At 68.8% G+C, this 16,964-nt stretch carries 20 protein-coding genes; 4 read left to right on the forward strand and 16 right to left on the reverse strand.

The window, feature by feature from the left end:
- Positions 1-17 precede the first annotated feature (17 nt).
- The 4 genes from tolB to tolQ form a co-directional block, all read right to left on the reverse strand.
- Positions 18-1,352, reverse strand: coding sequence for a Tol-Pal system beta propeller repeat protein TolB (gene tolB / locus MKK58_RS18670; protein WP_243913693.1), 1,335 nt, complete (start codon positions 1,350-1,352; stop codon positions 18-20).
- 147 nt (positions 1,353-1,499) lie between these two features.
- Positions 1,500-2,879 (reverse strand): cell envelope integrity protein TolA, encoded by a 1,380-nt coding sequence (gene tolA, locus MKK58_RS18675; RefSeq protein WP_243913695.1) that lies wholly within the window; start codon positions 2,877-2,879, stop codon positions 1,500-1,502.
- 12 nt (positions 2,880-2,891) lie between these two features.
- A complete protein-coding gene (locus MKK58_RS18680) occupies positions 2,892-3,338 on the reverse strand; it encodes an ExbD/TolR family protein (RefSeq protein WP_243913697.1) in 447 nt (148 codons plus the stop codon).
- Positions 3,339-3,366: 28 nt separating this feature from the next.
- Positions 3,367-4,083 (reverse strand): protein TolQ, encoded by a 717-nt coding sequence (gene tolQ, locus MKK58_RS18685; RefSeq protein WP_243913704.1) that lies wholly within the window; start codon positions 4,081-4,083, stop codon positions 3,367-3,369.
- A gap of 492 nt (positions 4,084-4,575) precedes the next feature.
- Between tolQ and MKK58_RS18690 the strand changes: the two genes are divergently transcribed.
- The gene (locus tag MKK58_RS18690) at positions 4,576-5,763 is read left to right on the forward strand and encodes a methyl-accepting chemotaxis protein (RefSeq protein WP_243913706.1); all 1,188 of its coding nucleotides are present in this window, start codon (positions 4,576-4,578) and stop codon (positions 5,761-5,763) included.
- A gap of 70 nt (positions 5,764-5,833) precedes the next feature.
- On the opposite strand, the gene ybgC is transcribed toward MKK58_RS18690, so the two are convergent.
- Both ybgC and ruvB read right to left on the reverse strand, forming a co-directional pair.
- Positions 5,834-6,280, reverse strand: coding sequence for a tol-pal system-associated acyl-CoA thioesterase (gene ybgC, locus MKK58_RS18695; RefSeq protein ID WP_243913708.1), 447 nt, complete (start codon positions 6,278-6,280; stop codon positions 5,834-5,836).
- Positions 6,281-6,317: 37 nt separating this feature from the next.
- Entirely contained in the window at positions 6,318-7,373 is a 1,056-nt protein-coding gene (gene ruvB / locus MKK58_RS18700; RefSeq protein WP_279578460.1) for a Holliday junction branch migration DNA helicase RuvB, read from the reverse strand.
- 175 nt (positions 7,374-7,548) lie between these two features.
- Between ruvB and MKK58_RS18705 the strand changes: the two genes are divergently transcribed.
- Complete coding sequence (locus MKK58_RS18705; RefSeq protein ID WP_243913712.1) at positions 7,549-8,133, forward strand: Uma2 family endonuclease; 585 nt, start codon at positions 7,549-7,551, stop codon at positions 8,131-8,133.
- A gap of 40 nt (positions 8,134-8,173) precedes the next feature.
- Here the strand turns inward: MKK58_RS18705 and bfr are convergent, their stop codons facing one another.
- The 3 genes from bfr to ruvA all read right to left on the reverse strand — a co-directional run bounded on the left by bfr (position 8,174) and on the right by ruvA (position 9,887).
- Positions 8,174-8,671, reverse strand: coding sequence for a bacterioferritin (bfr, locus tag MKK58_RS18710; RefSeq protein WP_243913713.1), 498 nt, complete (start codon positions 8,669-8,671; stop codon positions 8,174-8,176).
- 62 nt (positions 8,672-8,733) lie between these two features.
- Positions 8,734-8,991, reverse strand: a complete 258-nt coding sequence (locus MKK58_RS18715; protein WP_082507666.1) for a bacterioferritin-associated ferredoxin — start codon at positions 8,989-8,991, stop codon at positions 8,734-8,736.
- 278 nt (positions 8,992-9,269) lie between these two features.
- Entirely contained in the window at positions 9,270-9,887 is a 618-nt protein-coding gene (gene ruvA / locus MKK58_RS18720; RefSeq protein WP_243913715.1) for a Holliday junction branch migration protein RuvA, read from the reverse strand.
- Positions 9,888-10,080: 193 nt separating this feature from the next.
- Between ruvA and MKK58_RS18725 the strand changes: the two genes are divergently transcribed.
- Entirely contained in the window at positions 10,081-10,710 is a 630-nt protein-coding gene (locus tag MKK58_RS18725) for a YceI family protein (RefSeq protein WP_409565271.1), read from the forward strand.
- Positions 10,711-10,713: 3 nt separating this feature from the next.
- Here MKK58_RS18725 and MKK58_RS18730 read toward each other — a convergent pair whose 3' ends face one another.
- From MKK58_RS18730 to MKK58_RS18740, 3 genes are all read right to left on the reverse strand, one after another.
- Complete coding sequence (locus MKK58_RS18730; protein WP_243913717.1) at positions 10,714-11,427, reverse strand: hypothetical protein; 714 nt, start codon at positions 11,425-11,427, stop codon at positions 10,714-10,716.
- 138 nt (positions 11,428-11,565) lie between these two features.
- On the reverse strand, positions 11,566-12,132 hold the full coding sequence (ruvC, locus tag MKK58_RS18735; protein ID WP_243913719.1) for a crossover junction endodeoxyribonuclease RuvC: 567 nt from the start codon (positions 12,130-12,132) through the stop codon (positions 11,566-11,568).
- Between the two features lie 147 nt (positions 12,133-12,279).
- Complete coding sequence (locus MKK58_RS18740; protein ID WP_243913721.1) at positions 12,280-13,026, reverse strand: YebC/PmpR family DNA-binding transcriptional regulator; 747 nt, start codon at positions 13,024-13,026, stop codon at positions 12,280-12,282.
- 182 nt (positions 13,027-13,208) lie between these two features.
- On the opposite strand from MKK58_RS18740, the gene MKK58_RS18745 reads away from it, so the two are divergent.
- A complete protein-coding gene (locus MKK58_RS18745) occupies positions 13,209-13,421 on the forward strand; it encodes a hypothetical protein (protein WP_243913722.1) in 213 nt (70 codons plus the stop codon).
- Between the two features lie 9 nt (positions 13,422-13,430).
- On the opposite strand, the gene MKK58_RS18750 is transcribed toward MKK58_RS18745, so the two are convergent.
- From MKK58_RS18750 to MKK58_RS18765, 4 genes are read right to left on the reverse strand one after another with little or no spacing between them, the layout of a single operon-like run.
- The gene (locus MKK58_RS18750) at positions 13,431-14,183 is read right to left on the reverse strand and encodes an HAD-IA family hydrolase (protein ID WP_243913723.1); all 753 of its coding nucleotides are present in this window, start codon (positions 14,181-14,183) and stop codon (positions 13,431-13,433) included.
- Entirely contained in the window at positions 14,177-14,863 is a 687-nt protein-coding gene (gene rpe, locus MKK58_RS18755) for a ribulose-phosphate 3-epimerase (protein WP_243913725.1), read from the reverse strand. Before rpe ends, MKK58_RS18750 begins: the two co-directional genes overlap by 7 nt.
- Positions 14,864-14,894: 31 nt before the next feature.
- Positions 14,895-15,755 carry a phosphoribulokinase gene (locus MKK58_RS18760; protein ID WP_243913728.1) on the reverse strand — a complete coding sequence of 287 codons (861 nt, stop codon included), beginning with the start codon at positions 15,753-15,755 and terminating at the stop codon, positions 14,895-14,897.
- A gap of 26 nt (positions 15,756-15,781) precedes the next feature.
- Positions 15,782-16,843, reverse strand: coding sequence for a class 1 fructose-bisphosphatase (locus MKK58_RS18765; RefSeq protein ID WP_243913729.1), 1,062 nt, complete (start codon positions 16,841-16,843; stop codon positions 15,782-15,784).
- Positions 16,844-16,964 lie beyond the last annotated feature (121 nt).

The raw sequence follows: 16,964 nt of genomic DNA on the forward strand, positions 1-16,964 counted from the left end.
GCCGCGCTCGGCGGCTTCTACTTTCCCGACAGCAGCGGCGACCAGGTCGGGTCCGAAGCGTAGGACGGGGTCGGCACCGGTTGCTCCACCTTGCCGGTGATGTCGACCATGTAGAGCTTGCCACCGCCCTGGCCGCCCGGATCACGGAAGAACAGCACGTACTGGCCGTTCGGCGCGAAGGTCGGGCCCTCGTTGTGGAAGCCTTCCGTGAGCACGCGCTCGCCCGAGCCGTCCGGCTTCATCACGCAGATGGCGAAGCCGCCCTTGCGCTGGCGGGTGAAGGCGATGAGGTCACCGCGCGGCGACCAGGCCGGCTGCGAGGCCGAGCCCTCGCCGAACGAGATGCGGGTCGGCGTCGAGCCCGACGCGCTCATGACGTAGATCTGCTGCGAGCCGCCGCGATCCGATTCGAACACGATCTGGCTGCCATCCGGCGAGAAGGTCGGCGAGGTGTCGATGGCGTTGCCGTTGGTGATCGGCGTCTGCGCCTTCGAGGCCAGATCCATGATGACGATGTCGGCGTTGCCGCCCTGCTGCACGCTCATCACGAGGCGGCGGCCATCGGGGGAGAAGCGCGGGCTGGTGCTCATGGAATCGGACTTGCCCAGCGCCTGGCGCCCGCCGGTCTCGAGGTTGATAACCTGGATGCGCGGCTGCTGGCCGGTGGTCTGGGTCATGAAGGCGATGTCCTGGGTCGCCGGCGAGTAGCGCGGCGCGACCACGGCGTTCTCGCCGTTCGTGAGCGCCCGCACGTTGGCGCCGTCCTGGTCCATCACCATCAGGCGCTTGCGCCGGTTCTCCTTGGAGCCGGATTCGTCCACGAAGGCGATACGGCTGTCGAACCAGGGGCCGAGGCCGGTGATCTTGGTGTAGACCGCATCCGAGATGAGGTGACCCGTACGGCGCGCATTGGCCGGGTCGGTGCCGTATTGCTGGCCCGTCATCTGCTGGCCCGAGGTCACGTCCCAGAGGCGGAACTCAACCTTGAGCTTACCCGACGCGTCGCGCGCGACGCGGCCGGTGATCAGGGCCTGCACGCCGGCCGCCTTCCACTTGTCGAAGCCCGGCACCGCATCGAAGCCCGGCGCTTCCGGAAACTTCGCCTTCTCCACGGGGGTGAAGTAGCCCGAGCGACGCAGGTTGTTCGTCACCACACTGGAGACGAGGAGCCCGAGGCTCGGATCGCCGGAGAAATCCGTGACCGCGATCGGCATCGGCTGGAACGACCCGCCGCCGATGCGCAGGTTGAGCTGCGCCGCGGCCGGGGTGAGGCCGAGCAGGACGAAGGCCAGGAGCGCGAGGAGCGACGTCAGGCCCCTGGAGGTCCGGCCCTTGGGAAGACTGCGATGCATGATCGATTCCGTGGTCGTGGGCATGCGGGTCGTGGACATGCGAGGATCGAAGGTGGGTTCGAAAAAGGGGTTTCCGCGGGTGGAAGCACCGTGCGCGGTCGACGGCGCGCGGGGGAGCGCGCGCGCCGTCCCGACGGGACCGCAGCCTCAGACTCGCGAGAATTCGAACTCCGCGTTGATGGCTTTCCAGTCGTTGTAGTACGGCGCGTACTGGGCCGGGATCTTGTAGGGCGCGCAGCGGCGCACCGCGCGCTGGGCCGCCTCGGCGATCGAACGGTCGACCGCGTTGGCACCACCGCGCATGATGCGGGGCTCGGTGGTCAGCGTCCCGTCCGGGTTCAGGCGGATGTCGAGCATCGGCAGCACCACCCCTTGCGTCGCACCCGGGGGAGCGACGTAGCAGCGCTCGATCTGCTGCTGGAGCATGCCCACCAGGGCGTCCCGCAGGGACGGCGACAGGCGCTGGGCAGCGCCGGTGGCCGCGCCCAGGGAGGCGGTGCGCTGGACCTCGCGCCCGGTGGCGCCGGTGGATTGCGACGGCGCCTTCGAGGCGAGCAGCGAGCGGATGTCGCCCGCGCTGAACTTGTCGGCGATCTCGGCCTGCTTCTTGGCCTTGGCCTCCGCATCGGCCTTCGCCTTGGCATCGGCCATCGCCTTGGCCTTCGCCTTGGCGGCCGCATCGGCCTTGGCTTTCGCCTCGGCGTCCGCTTCGGCCTTGGCCTCGGCAAGTTCCTTCTGGTGCTCGGCCTCCGCCTTGGCCTTGGCCTCCGCGACGGCTTTCGCCTTGGCTTCGGCCTCCTTCTCCGCCTTGGCCTCCGCGTCGGCCTTGGCCTTGGCTTCCGCCTTGGCCTTGCGAGCCGCCTCCGCCCGGGCCTCCGCCTTGGCGGCTTCAGCCTTGGCGGCGGCTTCGGCCTTGGCCTCCGCCTCGGCTTCCTGCTTCTCGATGAGTTCGGCGAGTTGCTCGCGCTTGACCGCCTCGGCCTTCGCCTTGGCGGCAGCGGCCGCCTTGGCCTCTGCCGCAGCGGCGGCCTTCGCTTCGGCGGCGGCGGCAGCCTTGGCCTCGGCAGCCGCAGCAGCCTTCGCCTCCGCGGCCTTGGCCGCCTTCTCGGCTGCCTCGGCCTTTGCTGCCTCCTTGGCGGCCTCCTTGGCGGCCTCGGCCTTGGCTTCCTGGGGATCGGGTTCGCTGGAGCGCAGGGGCATCTCCTCGGCGCTCGCCACCTTCATGTCGGCGGGGCGCTTCGGGGGGGCCGGGGCATCGACCTTGGCGTTCTCGGGCTCGCGCTCCTCGAACTTCTCGGCGACACGGTCGGCGCGCGGCTTGGCGTTGGGCTGCGGCGCGTCGGCGTTGCGCTCGCCCTTCGTCAGCTCCGAATATTGCTGCTCGGTCATCACCTCGACGGGCACGCCCTCCTGCGCGTCGGGCAGGGCGGGGGCCGCCACCGACAGCAGGGCGACCGTCAGCAGGCCCACATGCGTCGCCGCCGAGACCCAGACACCCGGTTCACTGCGCTTGAAGGGAATTCGCACCACCGGCGCCCGCTACTTCTGGTCCGGCTCGGTGACCAGGGCGACCTTCTTGAAGCCGCCGCCGGTCACGATCGCCATCACCTGCGCGACCCGGCCGTAATCGACCCGCTTGTCGCCGCGCACGAAGACACGCTCCTCGAACCCGGATTTCGAGGCCTCGGTGAGCTTGGGCACGATGCCGTCGTCGGACAGTTCGCTCTCGCCGAGGAAGACCTGGCCCGACTGGCGGATCGAGAGCGTCACGGGCTTGGTGTCGGAATTGAGCGGGCTCGCCTTGGATTGCGGCAGGTCGAGGGGCACGCCCACGGTCATCATCGGTGCGGCGACCATGAAGACGATCAGCAGCACGAGCACGACGTCGATGAACGGCGTCATGTTGATCTCGTTGATGGCGCCGTGGCGGCGTCCGCGACGCCGCCGTCCGCCACCACCCTGCGCTGCTCCGTGGGCCATGCCCATGATCGTTCCTCGGCTGTCGGGATGGGGTTCAGGCGACGAGCGACAGGCGCTCGTCGATCTGCCGCGAGAGGATGGCGGAGAACTCGTCGGCGAAGCCCTCGAGGCGCGACTGGTTCTTGGCCACCGTCGATTGCAGCTTGTTGTAGGCGAGCACGGCGGGAATCGCGGCGAACAACCCGATGGCGGTGGCGAACAGCGCCTCGGCGATGCCCGGGGCCACCACGGCGAGCGAGGTGTTCTTGGAGGCTGCGATCGAGGTGAAGGCGGTCATGATGCCCCAGACCGTGCCGAACAGGCCGATATAGGGGCCGGCCGAGCCGATGGAGGCGAGGAAGAGCAGGCGGGATTCGAGGCGCTCGACCTCGCGCTGGATCGTCACGTCGAGCACCTTGTCGATGCGCTGGGACAGGCTCTGGATCTGGCGGCCCGAGCCCTCGAAGGAGCGCTTCCACTCCCGCATGGCGGCGACGAACAGGGCGCCCTGGCCGACCGCCGGGCGGTCGTTGAACGAGCGGTAGAGCTCCTCCAGGGAGCGACCGGACCAGAACGCCTCCTCGAAGGCGTCCATCTCGGCCTTGGTGCGGCGGAACAACAGGGTCTTGTCGACGATGATCGACCAGCACCAGATCGAGGCGCCGATCAGGCCGAGCATCACGACCTTGACGACGAAGTGAGCCTGCAGGAACAGGCCGAGCAGCGTCATGTCGGGGGCCGGCATCGCCTGCATGGCATCGGCTGGGTTCATGACATGATCCTCGAAAAACCCCGCGCGGAGCCGTCTCGGAACCGGCGGCCCGACCCTCGCGCTTCAACCGGAACCTTGAGCGATTTCAAGGCTCAATGGCCCGCGAATCTGTCGAAAGTATGGGGCGGTCTTGTGCATCGCACGCATCCGTCTCCAGCGCAGTTAAGCGCGCGGCAGGGTTAACATTCCCTTGCAGATTCAGTCCTTGCTCCCTGCTGATCTGGCTTCGGGCGATCCGCACAGGCTTCAGGGAGCCTGGCGACCCCGCGTCCGTCCGGGCAGTACCAGTGGCCAGCACCCGCGTGATCAAGTGCAGCCAAACTAAGCGCAGCTAATCCGATTTCTCTTTAACGATTATTTAATTATAAACGATGATCATCATACTCGTCTGTAATGGCCTTTGTCGCCACAAGAAAGACAAATCCGATGAAAAGTCACCGGTCCATGTTGTCGGCTTTGCGCCGGACACCGGATGAGATTCAACCCGAGGTCGTGCCGCAGACCGACATCGAGGCCGTGATCAATGCGTTGCCGGTCAACGTTCTCGTCCTTGATCCCGTCAGCGCCAACATCACGTATGCCAACGAGCGCAGCATCGAAACGATGCACGCACTTCGGCAGTACCTGCCGCGGGAGGTGAACCCGGATCGGATGGTGGGGACATCGATGGATGTCTTCCACAAGAACCCCCATCACCAGCGCAGTATCGTGGCCGATCCGTCGCGCCTGCCCTGGCGCACCAAGATCCGGCTCGGACCCAAGACCCTCGACCTGCATGTCTCGGCCGTGATGTCTCAGGGCCGCTACATCGCCGCCGTTCTGTCCTGGGCGGACGTGACGCCCTTCACCGACGCGATCTCGGCCTTCGACACGGCCATCCAGACAGCCCTCGACGCAGCCGGCGGCGCGACGAACACCATGCGCGACTCGGCCAACCTCGTTCTGGAGAAAACGGGCGAGACCTCCGAAGCCGCCGCGACCGCATCGACCGGCGCCATCGGCACCTCGGCCAACGTCCGGACGGTGGCCCGGGCCGTCGAGGAGTTGAATTCCGCCAACGCGGAGATCACGCAGCAGATGAACCGCTCCCGCGCGGTCACCAGCGAGGCGGTGGAGGAAGCCCGCCAGGCGGTCGCGAGCGTGCGGGCGCTCAGCGAGAACTCGAACCATATCGGCCAGGTGGTCGGGATGATCGGCCAGATCGCCAGCCAGACCAACCTGCTGGCGCTGAACGCCACCATCGAGGCAGCCCGCGCAGGCCCCGCCGGACGCGGCTTCGCGGTGGTGGCGAGCGAGGTCAAGGAACTCGCGGCCCAGACCGCGCGGGCCACGGACGACGTCTCCCGTCAGGTCGCCATGATCCAGACCGCGACCACCTCCACGGCCTCGACCATCGAGCGGATCGCCGCCATCATCGCCCGCATCGACGAGAGCGCGATCTCGGTGGGCTCAGCCGTCGAGGAGCAATCGGCGACCTCCACGGAGATCCGCCGCAGCGTCGACGAAGCCTCGGGTCGGACCGAGACGGTCAGTTCCAGCGTGGCGGCGGTCGCGACGAGCGCGACGGATTCCGCCTCCTCGGCGCAGAGCATGCTGCGCGCCACCGGCGACCTCAATCGTGAGATCGACGCCGTGGCGGCGGCGGTGAAGCTCTTCCTCGCGGAGGTTCGCAAGATCTGAGGATCCCAAGATCTGAGGATCCGACGAAGCGTGGTCCGCGCGGTGCCCCTCGTCGGCAGCGCGTGGGCGGTCAGGTGCCCGGGTCGGGCGGTGCATTGCGCCGGTCCGGGGAGAGGGCGAGGCGCAGGCTGTCGGGCAGGCGGATCGCCCGGCCGTCGCGCACGCAGGCGACCACGACCTCGGCCTTGACCAGGAGGTCAGGCCCGCGCCGGACCTCCTGGGCGAGGTGCATCGAGGCGCCCTTCATGGTCGCGGTCCAGGTGCGGACCTCCAGGAGATCGTCCATGCGGGCGGGTCTGACGTAGTCGATCGCCATCCGGCGCACGACGAAGTGCAGCCCGGCCGCGTCGCGGTGCAGGTCCGACTGGTCGCCGGCGAGGCCGCGCAGCAGCTCGGTGCGCCCGCGCTCCATGAAACGCAGGTAGCTCGCGTGGTAGACGAACCCCGAAAAGTCCGTGTCCTCGTAATAGACGCGCACCGGCAGGGTGTGGATGCCGGCGGGTTCGGCTTCGCTCACGGTGAACCTCCCTCGGGCGGGATGGCGGCGGGGCGGGTCATGCCTCCGGATCGTCCTGGCCGCCGAACAGGCCGAACTGTCCGGTCGGCTCGCGCCGGGGCTCCGGGAAGCCCATGTGCCGGAAGGCGTGCGGGGTCAGCATGCGCCCGCGCGGGGTGCGCTGGACGAAGCCCTTCTGGATCAGGAACGGCTCGATGATGTCCTCGATGGCGTCGCGGGGCTCCGAGAGGGCCGCCGCGATGGTCTCGATCCCCACGGGGCCGCCGTTGAAGGATTTCGCGATCATCGTGAGGTACTTGCGGTCCATCACGTCGAGCCCGGCGGGGTCGACGTCGAGGAGCTGGAGGGCCCGGTCGGCGATGGCGCGGGTCACGGTGGGGGCATCGGCCACGATGGCGAAGTCGCGCACCCGGCGCAGCAGGCGTCCGGCGATGCGGGGCGTGCCCCGCGCCCGCTTGGCGATCTCGTTGGCGCCCTCCGGCGACATGCCGAGGCCGAGCACCCGCGCGCCCCGGCTGACGATGAGTTCGAGCTCGTCGACATCGTAGAATTCCAGGCGGATCGGGATGCCGAAGCGGTCGCGCAAGGGGGTGGTGAGGAGCCCGGCGCGGGTGGTGGCGCCCACAAGCGTGAATTTCGGCAGCTCGATCTTCACCGAGCGCGCGGCCGGCCCTTCGCCGATGATGAGATCGAGCTGGTAATCCTCCATCGCCGGATACAGGATCTCCTCCACCGCCGGGTTGAGGCGGTGGATCTCGTCGATGAAGAGCACGTCGCGCTCTTCCAGGTTCGTGAGCTGGGCCGCGAGGTCGCCGGCCTTGGCGATGACCGGGCCGGAGGTGGAGCGGAAGTTCACCCCGAGTTCCCGCGCCACGATCTGTGCCAGGGTGGTCTTGCCGAGGCCGGGCGGGCCGACGAACAGCACGTGGTCGAGGGCCGAGCCGGTCTTCTTGGCCGACTCGATGAAGATGCTCATGTTGGCGCGCGCCGCCCGCTGCCCGATGAACTCGGACAGGTTGAGGGGGCGGATCGACTGCTCCAGATCGTCCTCGCGCTTCTCGGGGGTGAGGAGCGATTCGGGCAGCGGATGCAGGGTCGGCGATTTCGGCGCCGTCGCCTTGGAGGCGGGTCTCGGAGGTTTGCTCACACGGATTCTCGGTGGGGGCCGGGGCCCGCGTCCATCATCTGTTCTCGGGGCGGATGTCGCACAACGGCGCGGATCGCGCTACAGTCGCGGAAGCGGCGGCCAGTCGCCAGGGACGCGCACGATGGGCAACGCCTCCGCCGAATTCGAGATGATGGATTTCGACGATTTCGAGGAATTGCTGGCAGACAAGCCGCGCAACGAGCGCTGGGAACTGATCGGCGGCCGCGTCGTCCGGATGATGGTCGGTGCACGCTGGGAGCACGCACAGATCGTCAACAACATCTCGCGCCAACTCGGCAACCGGTTCGAGGACGCGAATTCGTCATGCCGGGCCTTCACCGAAACATTCTACATGAAGAGCCGCCCGCTCGATGCGGCGATGCTCCCGGACGTTCTCGTGGTCTGCGGAGACCTGGAGCCCGGCGCGACCTCGATCGACAATCCTTGCGTGCTGTTCGAGGTGCTTTCGCCCGGTACGGAAGCACGGGATCGTTTCGAGAAGTGGCGGGTCTATCAGCAATTGCCGGCGCTTCAGCACTACGTCCTCGTCGCGCGAGACCGGGCGCATCTCGAAGTCTACGACCGCACGGACGGCGTCTGGAACGGCTTTCGCGTTCTGGACGGACCGGATGCGATCCTCGATCTGCCCGCGATCGGCGTTTCCCTGCCCCTGCGCGCGATCTATCGGCGGGTGCTCGACCTTTGAGCTCCCCCGCGGCGCGCGGCGCCGCGGGGTGGGCATCGGATCATTCGGCTTCCGGCGCGATCGGCTCCAGGCCGCCGATGTGCTTCTGCGCGTAGAGGGGCAGGCCGATCTGCGAGATCAGCTCCAGCTGCGTCTCGAGGAAGTCGATATGGCCTTCCTCGTCCTCGGCCAGATCCTCGAACAGACGCTTCGAGACGCGGTCGTTGATCGAATCGCAGTACTTGGCCGCCTCAAGGTAGAGCGCGCGCGCCTCATTCTCGGCGGCAAGATCGCACTCGATGATCTCCTGGACGTTCTGTCCGATCCGCAGGGGATCGAGTTCCTGCAGGTTCGGGAAGCCGTCGAGGAACAGGATCCGGTCGACGAAGCGATCGGCATGCTGCATCTCTTCGATGGATTCCTTGCGCCAGAACTTGGCGAGCTCGATGTATCCCCAATCGTTGAGCATGCGGAAATGGAGCCAGTACTGGCTGACCGCCGTGAGCTCACTGCGCAGTCCCCGATTGAGGTACTCGACGACCTTCGCATCACCCTTCATCCGCCCAATCTCCCTTGAGGCACGTTTGGCCGGAGGGGAGCTTCAGCACCCGGAATGGGCGCTCAGGCGGCGATCCCCTCCTCCGCAGTCTGGACCTTGACCAAACTACAGGAGCTCGCGCAAGTCGCGGTGCACGCATGCGCGGCCTCGTCGAGGGCGTTTTGCAGGATGCCGCGGATGGTACGGGCGCAGCGCCCGCATTTCGGGCTGCACCCGAGGCAGGCCTGGACCTGGGCCGGCGTGCGGGGACAATCCGGGCCGCGATGCAGGCAGGCGCGCACCGCGCGATCGGACAGGACGTTGCAGGAACAGACGATCATGCGGGACCGTGACGCGTGCGAGGCTCGTGCCGTGGGATGAGGCCGCCGGTTGGGGTTTCCACCCGGCCACTTCGTCGAATCTGAGGCGACGGTGATGACGAGCCCGAAAGTCGAGCCTGTTCATCCGCTTGAACATCACCTTAGAACAATTGAAAACTGCTTTCCTTTCAACAAGTTAGCGCCCCTTGGGCGATCTGGCAACGGGCGCGGGTGTTTCAAGGGCACAATTTTCTCGCGCACGAACCATTCTCGAAGCGCGAGATGCCCGACCACCCGACTCAGCGGGCCAGTTCGCGCAATCCGAGGCGGATCAAGGTCTTGGCCTCCGCCCCCTCGCCGGCCCCCTTGAGGACCGTGGCGATGGCGGCGGAAGCCTGGACCGGCGCGTAGCCGAGATTGACCAGGGCGGAGATCGCGTCCGTCACGGGCTGCGGCGCCGTGCGATCCTCGACCGCGCCCGAGAGGGCGATCACCGCCGGGTCGATCGGCGCGTAGGCGGGCGCCTTGTCCTTGAGCTCGGCGACGAGGCGGGCGGCCAGGCGCGGGCCGACGCCCGGCGCGCGGGCGACCGCGGTCCGGTCCCCCAGGGCGATGGCGCTGGCGAGCGCGGAGGGTTCGAGGACCGAGAGCAGGCCGAGCGCGACCTTGCTGCCGACCCCCTGCACGGTCTGGAGCAGGCGGAACCACTCGCGCTCGGCATCGGAGCGGAAGCCGTACAGTCGGATCATGTCCTCGCGCACATGGGTCTCGATGGCGAGGTCCGCCGCCTCGCCGATGCCGGGCAGGCGCTGGAGGGTGCGGGCCGAGCAATGGACCACGTAGCCGACGCCCTGCACGTCGAGGATCACGAAATCCTCGCCGTAGGAATCCACCACGCCCTTGAGCTTGCCGATCATCGCGCCACCGTCGTTCCCTGCCCGCGGTGCCTGCCTACAAGCCCGTGCGGGCGAGCGCCATGCGCCAGAAGGGTCGGCGTGTCAGGCGTTGCCGCGCGGCCCCGTCCCGGCGCCTTGAGGCCGCCGAACGTTCGTGGAATCAAGGGCCCGTCTCGTCCCGATCCCACGCCCGAACCTTTGGAAGACCGATCCGATGCGCCCCATCGCGCTGCCCCTCTGCCTCGCCCTGATGCTGATTACCGGGCCCCTCGCCGCTCAAGAGTCCGCGCCGGCACCGGCCGGACCGTCGAGCGACCCGACCCAGGTCCGGCCCGGCGCCTACGTGCTGGATTCCGCGCACGGCAAGATCACCTGGTCGGTGAGCCATCTCGGTTTCTCGACCTATTACGGTCAGATCACGGACGTGAACGCCGAGGCCGTCCTCGACCCGAAGGAGCCGGCGAAGTCGCGCCTCACGGTCACCATAGGCACCGACAGCGTCAACGGGCTCAACGACCGGCTGAACCAGCACCTGAAAACACCCGACTTCTTCGACACCGCCCGGTTCCCCAAGGCCACCTTCACGGCCACCAGCATCGAGCCGACGAGCCCGACCACGGCCCGGGTCAACGGCGACCTGACCCTCAAGGGCGTGACGAAGCCGGTGGGCTTCGATGCCACCTTCAACCAGGCCGGGATCAATCCGGTGAACAAGGCCTACACGGTCGGCTTCGACGGGCGGGCGGTGATCAAGCGCTCGGATTTCGGAATCAACGCCTTCCTGCCCGTCCTCGGCGACGAGGTTTCGCTACGGCTCGAGGGCGAGTTCAAGGCGGTTGAATAGGTCTCACGGCCGGGGGCACAGGCGCCGGTAGGTCTCCGCCAGGAGCGCCGTGACGAGGACGAGCAGGGCCATCTCGATGAGGCTCGACGCGAAGATCCGGAGGGCGAGCAGGGGTGCCGGCATGTCGGCCCCGGCGCGCTCCGGCTCGGTGAGCAGCCGTCCGACGAGGCCCAGCGGCATGATGAGGGCGACCAGCATCACGCCGATGCGCGCGGCCGACCCGCGCGTCATCGCCACGACCCCGCGCAGCGTGGCCTCGGGCGCACCGACCGCGAGGGCCGGTGCGAGCATGCTGGTCCAGATCTGAAGGGCGAGGATGCAGGCCCAGGCCGCGAGTCCCAGGATCGCCTGCCCCTGGCCGACCCCGCCCGGCGAGAACGAACGGTCGAGCAGGCCGCCGACGAGGAGCCAGAACAGTTCCAGCGCCAGGAAGGCCTGGAACGGCCCAGCCCGCCCGGCCACGATCTCGGGCAGGCTTCCGCCGGCACCGAGCATTCGCCGGAACATCGCCATCCAGTACGGCGCGAGCAGGATCGTGCAGGCGAGATCCACGAGGAAGACGTCCTCTTGGAAGCGCACGGGCTGGGTCGGATCGACGAGCACCGCGCGCAGAGCCATCTTGGCCAGCACGACGAGGCCGGCGAGGGTCGTCGCCGAACCGAGGTCCCGGCAGGCCGGCAACGCCGCCGCCAGGGCTGCGCGCATCGTCTCCGGCATGGACAGTTTCGGACGCACCCGCTCCCGTGCCATTCCGCCCCGCTCCATTCCGTCGAAAAGTCCGCGGCACGAACAGCACGGCGGTACGCCCGAAGTCCAGTCGAAAGGCGACGCCGCCGGCGGTCGGTGACGTGGGCCTCAGCCGCGCGCCAGGGCCGCGGCGATCCGCGCGGCCGCGAGCGCGCTCGCGCCGGGCACGGGCGCGTGCTTGATCCTGAGGGCATGCGTGCCCCGGTGGCTGTTATGGGCCAACGCGATGGCCAGCGCGTCGGCCGCGTCCGCCACCTTGAATTCGGCCTTCGGCAGCAGGAACTTCACCATGGCCTGGATCTGCACCTTCTCGGCGTGCCCCGAGCCCGTCACCGTCTTCTTGATGAGGTTGGCCGAGTACTCGAACACCGGCATCCCGGCGAGCGCCGGCACCAGCAGGGCCACGGCACGGGCGTGGCCGAGTTTCAGGGTCGCCTGCGCGTCCTTGTTGACGAAGGTCTCTTCCACCGAGACCTCATCCGGCTGGAAGGCCTCGACGATGCGCGTGATGCCCTCGTAGAGTTCGCGCAGGCGCAGCGCCAGCGGCAGGTCCCCGTCCGAGGTGACGACACCGCAATCGACGTAGGCCACCTTCGTGCCCGTGGCGGTGATCACGCCCCAGCCGGTCCGGCGCAGACCGGGGTCGATGCCGAGGATGCGCACGGGAAGGGTCATGAATCGGACGGCTCCGGGCGCGGACACCGCGCCGATCTGAGCGTTAGGGACATACCGTGAACGGAACGTTATGCCAAGGACGGCGCCCCGCACGACACGGGCGGACCCCGGCCCTGCAGCGCGAGCCGCCTGTTCGCTCGGGCAGGATCAGCCCTGGAGCTTCTCCATCAGGGCGTCCGAGAGCGCGAAGTTGACGAAGACGTTCTGGACGTCGTCCTGGTCCTCGATCACCTCGACGAGGCGGATCAGCTTCTCGCCGGTCTCGTCGTCGACCTCGATGGTGTTCTGGGCCTTCCAGACCAGGGCGGTGCGGCGCGGTTCGCCGAAGCGGGCCTCCAGGGCCTTCGAGACCTCGCCGTAGGCCTCCTGCGCGCAGGTGACCTCGTGGCCGTTCTCGTCCGAACGCACGTCGTCGGCGCCGGCCTCGATGGCGGCCTCCAGCATGGTGTCGGCATCCGCCACCTTCGCGTCGAACGCCACCACGCCGACATGGTCGAACATGAAGGAGACCGCACCGGTCTCGGCGAGGCTGCCGCCGGACTTGGTGAAGGCCGAGCGCACGTCGGAGGCCGTGCGGTTGCGGTTGTCGGTCTGGGCCTCGACGATCAGGGCAGCGCCCCCGGGGCCGTAGCCCTCGTAGCGGATCTCGTCGTAGCTCTCCGCGTCGGCGCCCGAGGCCTTCTTGATCGCGCGCTCGATGTTGTCCTTGGGCACGTTCTCGGCACGGGCCGCGATGATGGCGGCGCGCAGGCGGGCGTTCATCGCCGGGTCGGGCAGGCCGAGCTTGGCCGCGACCGTGATCTCGCGGGCGAGCTTGCCGAACAGCTTCGAGCGGACCGCATCGACGCGGCCCTTGCGGTGCATGATGTTCTTGAACTGGGAATGGCCGGCCATGACGTGACCTTGAAGGTAGGAACGAGGCCGGATCGCTGGACCGCACCGGGCGGGGCGGCCACGATTCCGGACGAAAGGGGTTGGCCGGCTTATAGGCCGCGCCCTGCGCCGATGACAACGCTGCGCCGCAGCGTGCCGTGCCCCGGGTGGCCTTCGGGCGCGGGGACGCTATCCTTCAAGCGATGACGCATCAGGCCATCGACCGGCGACGCACCGAGGTTCCTCTCCAGGAGGCCGGAATCCGTGGCCGCCGCACGGCGGTCGCGGCCCCGCCGCGCTGGCTGAGGCTGGGGCTCGCCGGCGTACTCGGAGCGGTGGCGGGCGCGGTGCTGTTTCCGACCCGCGCGGAGGGCGCGCCGCCCGACCGGGCGGGGAAGCGGCGCCCTGGCGCCTGACCGGCCGGTTCAGGCGGTGATGCGCGCGTGCCAGTCGCGCAGGGCGTCGAGGGTGACGATGCCGTCCGGCCAGACATGCCCGGACAGGTGGCGGTGCGGCGCGCCGGGTTCGCCGAGATCGGAGATTGCCGAGAACGCCCCGTCGAGGCGGTGGCTCTCGGTGTAGCGGCTGCGGGTGGCGATGACCGGCAGCCCCGCATCGAGGGCGGAGCGGATGCCGGCGGCGGAATCCTCGAAGGCCACGGCCTCGGAAGGCAAGACCCCGAGGCGCTCGAGCGCGAGATCGAACACGTCGGGGGCGGGCTTCTTGCGTGCCGCCTCGTCGCCGCAGGCGATGACGTCGAAGGGGGTGTCGCCGGCGGGAAAGTTGATCCGCAGCAGGGTGTCGACGTTGGGGCGGCTCGTCGTGCTGGCCACCGCGAGCTTGAGCCCGGCCGCCCGCGCTTCCGCGATCAGCCGGCCCACCCCGGGCCGCAGGGCGAGGCTGCCGCCCTCCACGAGATCGCCGTAGCGGCGGGTCTTGCGATCGTGGATCTCGCCCATGCGCGGGCGCAGGGCCTCGAATTCGTCGGCATGCTCGGTCTCGACGTAGTGGCGCAGGCGCTCCTTGCCGCCCATCACGGTCAGGAGGTCGGCGTAGCGGGCCGGCGACCACGACCAGGGCAGACCCAGATCCGCGAAGGCGCCGTTGAAGGCCTGCCGGTGCAGGTCCTCGGTCTCGGCCAGCGTCCCGTCGACATCGAAGATCAGCGCCCTCAGCATGAGAGGGGGCCGCCTCCGACCTCCGCCGCGCTCGCCCGGATCGCCGCGATCCGCTCCGCGTAGCCCGCCGGGCCACCCTTGAACACGGCGTTGCCGGCCACGAAGGCGTTGGCCCCGGCCCGGGCGGCCTCCGCCACGGTCTCGGGCCCGATGCCACCATCGACCTCGATGTCGATGTCCCGCCCGGCACTCATCGCCCGGATCCGCCGGATGGTCTCCAGTGTCGACGGGATGAAGCTCTGGCCTCCGAAGCCGGGATTGACCGTCATCACCAGGACGAGGTCGACCATGTCGAGGAGCGGCTCGATGGCGCTCGCCGGCGTGCCGGGGTTGAGGGCGATGCCGGCGCGCTTGCCGAGATCCCGGATCGCCTGGAGCGACCGGTGGATGTGCGGTCCGGCCTCCACGTGGACCGAGATCGCGTCGGCGCCGGCCTCCGCGAAGGCGGCGAGGTAGGGATCGGCCGGCGCGATCATCAGGTGCACGTCGAAGGGCTTGGCCGAGTGCGGCCGCAGGGCCTTGATCACGGCCGGGCCGAAGGTGAGGTTCGGCACGAAGTGCCCGTCCATCACGTCGAGGTGGATCCAGTCGGCCCCGGCGTCGGACACCGCGCGCACCTCCTCGCCGAGCTTGGCGAAGTCCGCCGAGAGGATCGAGGGCGAGATGATCGGGCCGTTCATGGTGAAGTCCTCTGGGGCATCGGGGCCGCACTCAGGCCATGCGGCGCTTGCGCTCGACGAGTTGCATGATGATCGGGGTCAGGATGAGCTGCATGGCAAGGTCGAGCTTGCCGCCCGGGATGACGATGGAATTGGCACGGCTCATGAACGAGCCCTGGATCATGGAAATCAGGTAGGAGAAGTCGATCCCCTTCGGGTCCTTGAAGCGGATCACCACCATCGATTCGTCGGCGGTGGGAATCCAGCGGGCGATGAAGGGGTTGGAGGTGTCCACCGTCGGCACCCGCTGGAAGTTGATGTCCGTCCAGGTGAATTGCGGGCAGATGGTCTGCACGTAGTCGGGCATCCGCCGCAGGATCACGTCGGTGACCGCCTCGGTGGAGTAGCCCCGGAACGAGCGGTCCCGGTGCAGCTTCTGAATCCATTCGAGGTTGATCACCGGCACCACGCCGATCTTCAGGTCGGCGTAGCGGGCCATGTCGACGTTGTCGTCGACGACGCAGCCGTGCAGGCCCTCGTAGAACAGCAGATCGGAGCCCGGCGGAAACTCCTCCCATTCGGTGAAGCTGCCGGGCTCGGTGCCGTAATGGGCCGCGTCCGCCGCGTCGTGCACGTAGTGGCGCGTGCGCCCCCGGCCGGATTCCGCATAGGTCCGGAACACCTCCTCCAGTTCGGGCAGGAGGTTGGCGCGCGGCGCGAAGTGGCTGAGGTTCGGCTCCTCCAGCATCTTCCGCCGCATGGTGTCGCGGTCGTAGGCGTGAAACGCGTCACCCTCGATGTAGACCGCGCTCACGTCCTCCCGGCGGAAGATCTGCTCGAAGGTGTTGCGGACCGAGGTGGTCCCGGCCCCCGAGGAGCCGGTGACCGAGATGATGGGGTGACGCGCCGACATTCTGGGTGCGTGCCGTTGTGAGCGAACTAGCTGCGCATCAGGCCGCGCTGCCCGAACAGGGGCGAGCGGCCGGCGGCGGCGTTGCGGCCGTCGTAATACTTGGCGACGCAGGCGACTTCGTCGAGGGACCCGAAGATCAGCGGCACGCGCTCGTGGATGCCGGTGGCGCCGATGTCGAGGATGCGGCGCTCGCCGTCGATGGCGGCCGCACCCGCCTGCTCCATCAGCATGGCGATGGGGGCGGCCTCGTAGAGGAGGCGCAGGCGCCCCTGCGCGTAGCCCTTCCGGTTGTCGCCGGGATAGAGGAACACGCCCCCGCGCAGGAGCACCCGCTGGGCATCCGCCACCAGGGAGCCGAGCCAGCGCATGTTGAAGTCCTTGTCCAGCGGGCCCTCCGAGCCGCGCAGGCAATCCTCGATATAGGCCTTGACCGGGCCGTCCCAGTTGCGGGCGTTCGAGGCGTTGATCGCGTATTCCTTGGCCGAGGCCACCACCTCCAGGCGCGGATGCGTGAGGCGGAAGGTCCGCGTCTCCCGGTCCAGGGTGTAGATCTGCGTGCCGTGGCCGAGGGTGACCACGAGGGAGGTCGCCGGGCCGTAGGTGACGAAGCCGGCGGCGATCTGCTCGGAGCCCGGCGTGGTGAAGGAGGCGATCGAATCCGCCTCGCCGGCCACCACCGGGCGGATGCCGAAGATCGACCCCACCGCCATGTTGACGCCGATGTTGGAGGAGCCGTCCAGCGGGTCGATCGCCACCGCCAGCGGCGCGCTCGCGTTGAGCTGCATCATGCCCTCGGCTTCCTCGGAGGCGACGACCGCCACGGGCGCACCGCGCAGGGCCTGCGTGAAGCGCTCGTGGGCCAGCACGTCGAGGGCCTTCTGGACGTCGCCGTCGCTGTTGTTCCCGCCCGTGGCGGCGAGGTCGGCGCCCCCGAGCATGCCCCGGCCGATCACCTCGCTGACGTCGACGGCGGCCTCCGCGCAGGCCGCGATCACGGCCGCGGCGTCGGCGAGCCGCGCATCGGCGGCGACCGTCCGCGCGAGGCAATCCGCGAGGGTGGACCCGAATTCCAGAGACACCGTCGACATGAACGTCCGTCCTTCTTCCATTCCAGGCCGGGCGATCCCGACCACGACCTGCCGACCCGCCGTGCCTCCCCACGGCAGGGGAAGCCGATCACGCGTGAGCCCCTTGGCACGGGAGCGCCCT

This window comes from Methylobacterium sp. J-078, assembly GCF_022829285.1.
Lineage (GTDB): Bacteria > Pseudomonadota > Alphaproteobacteria > Rhizobiales > Beijerinckiaceae > Methylobacterium.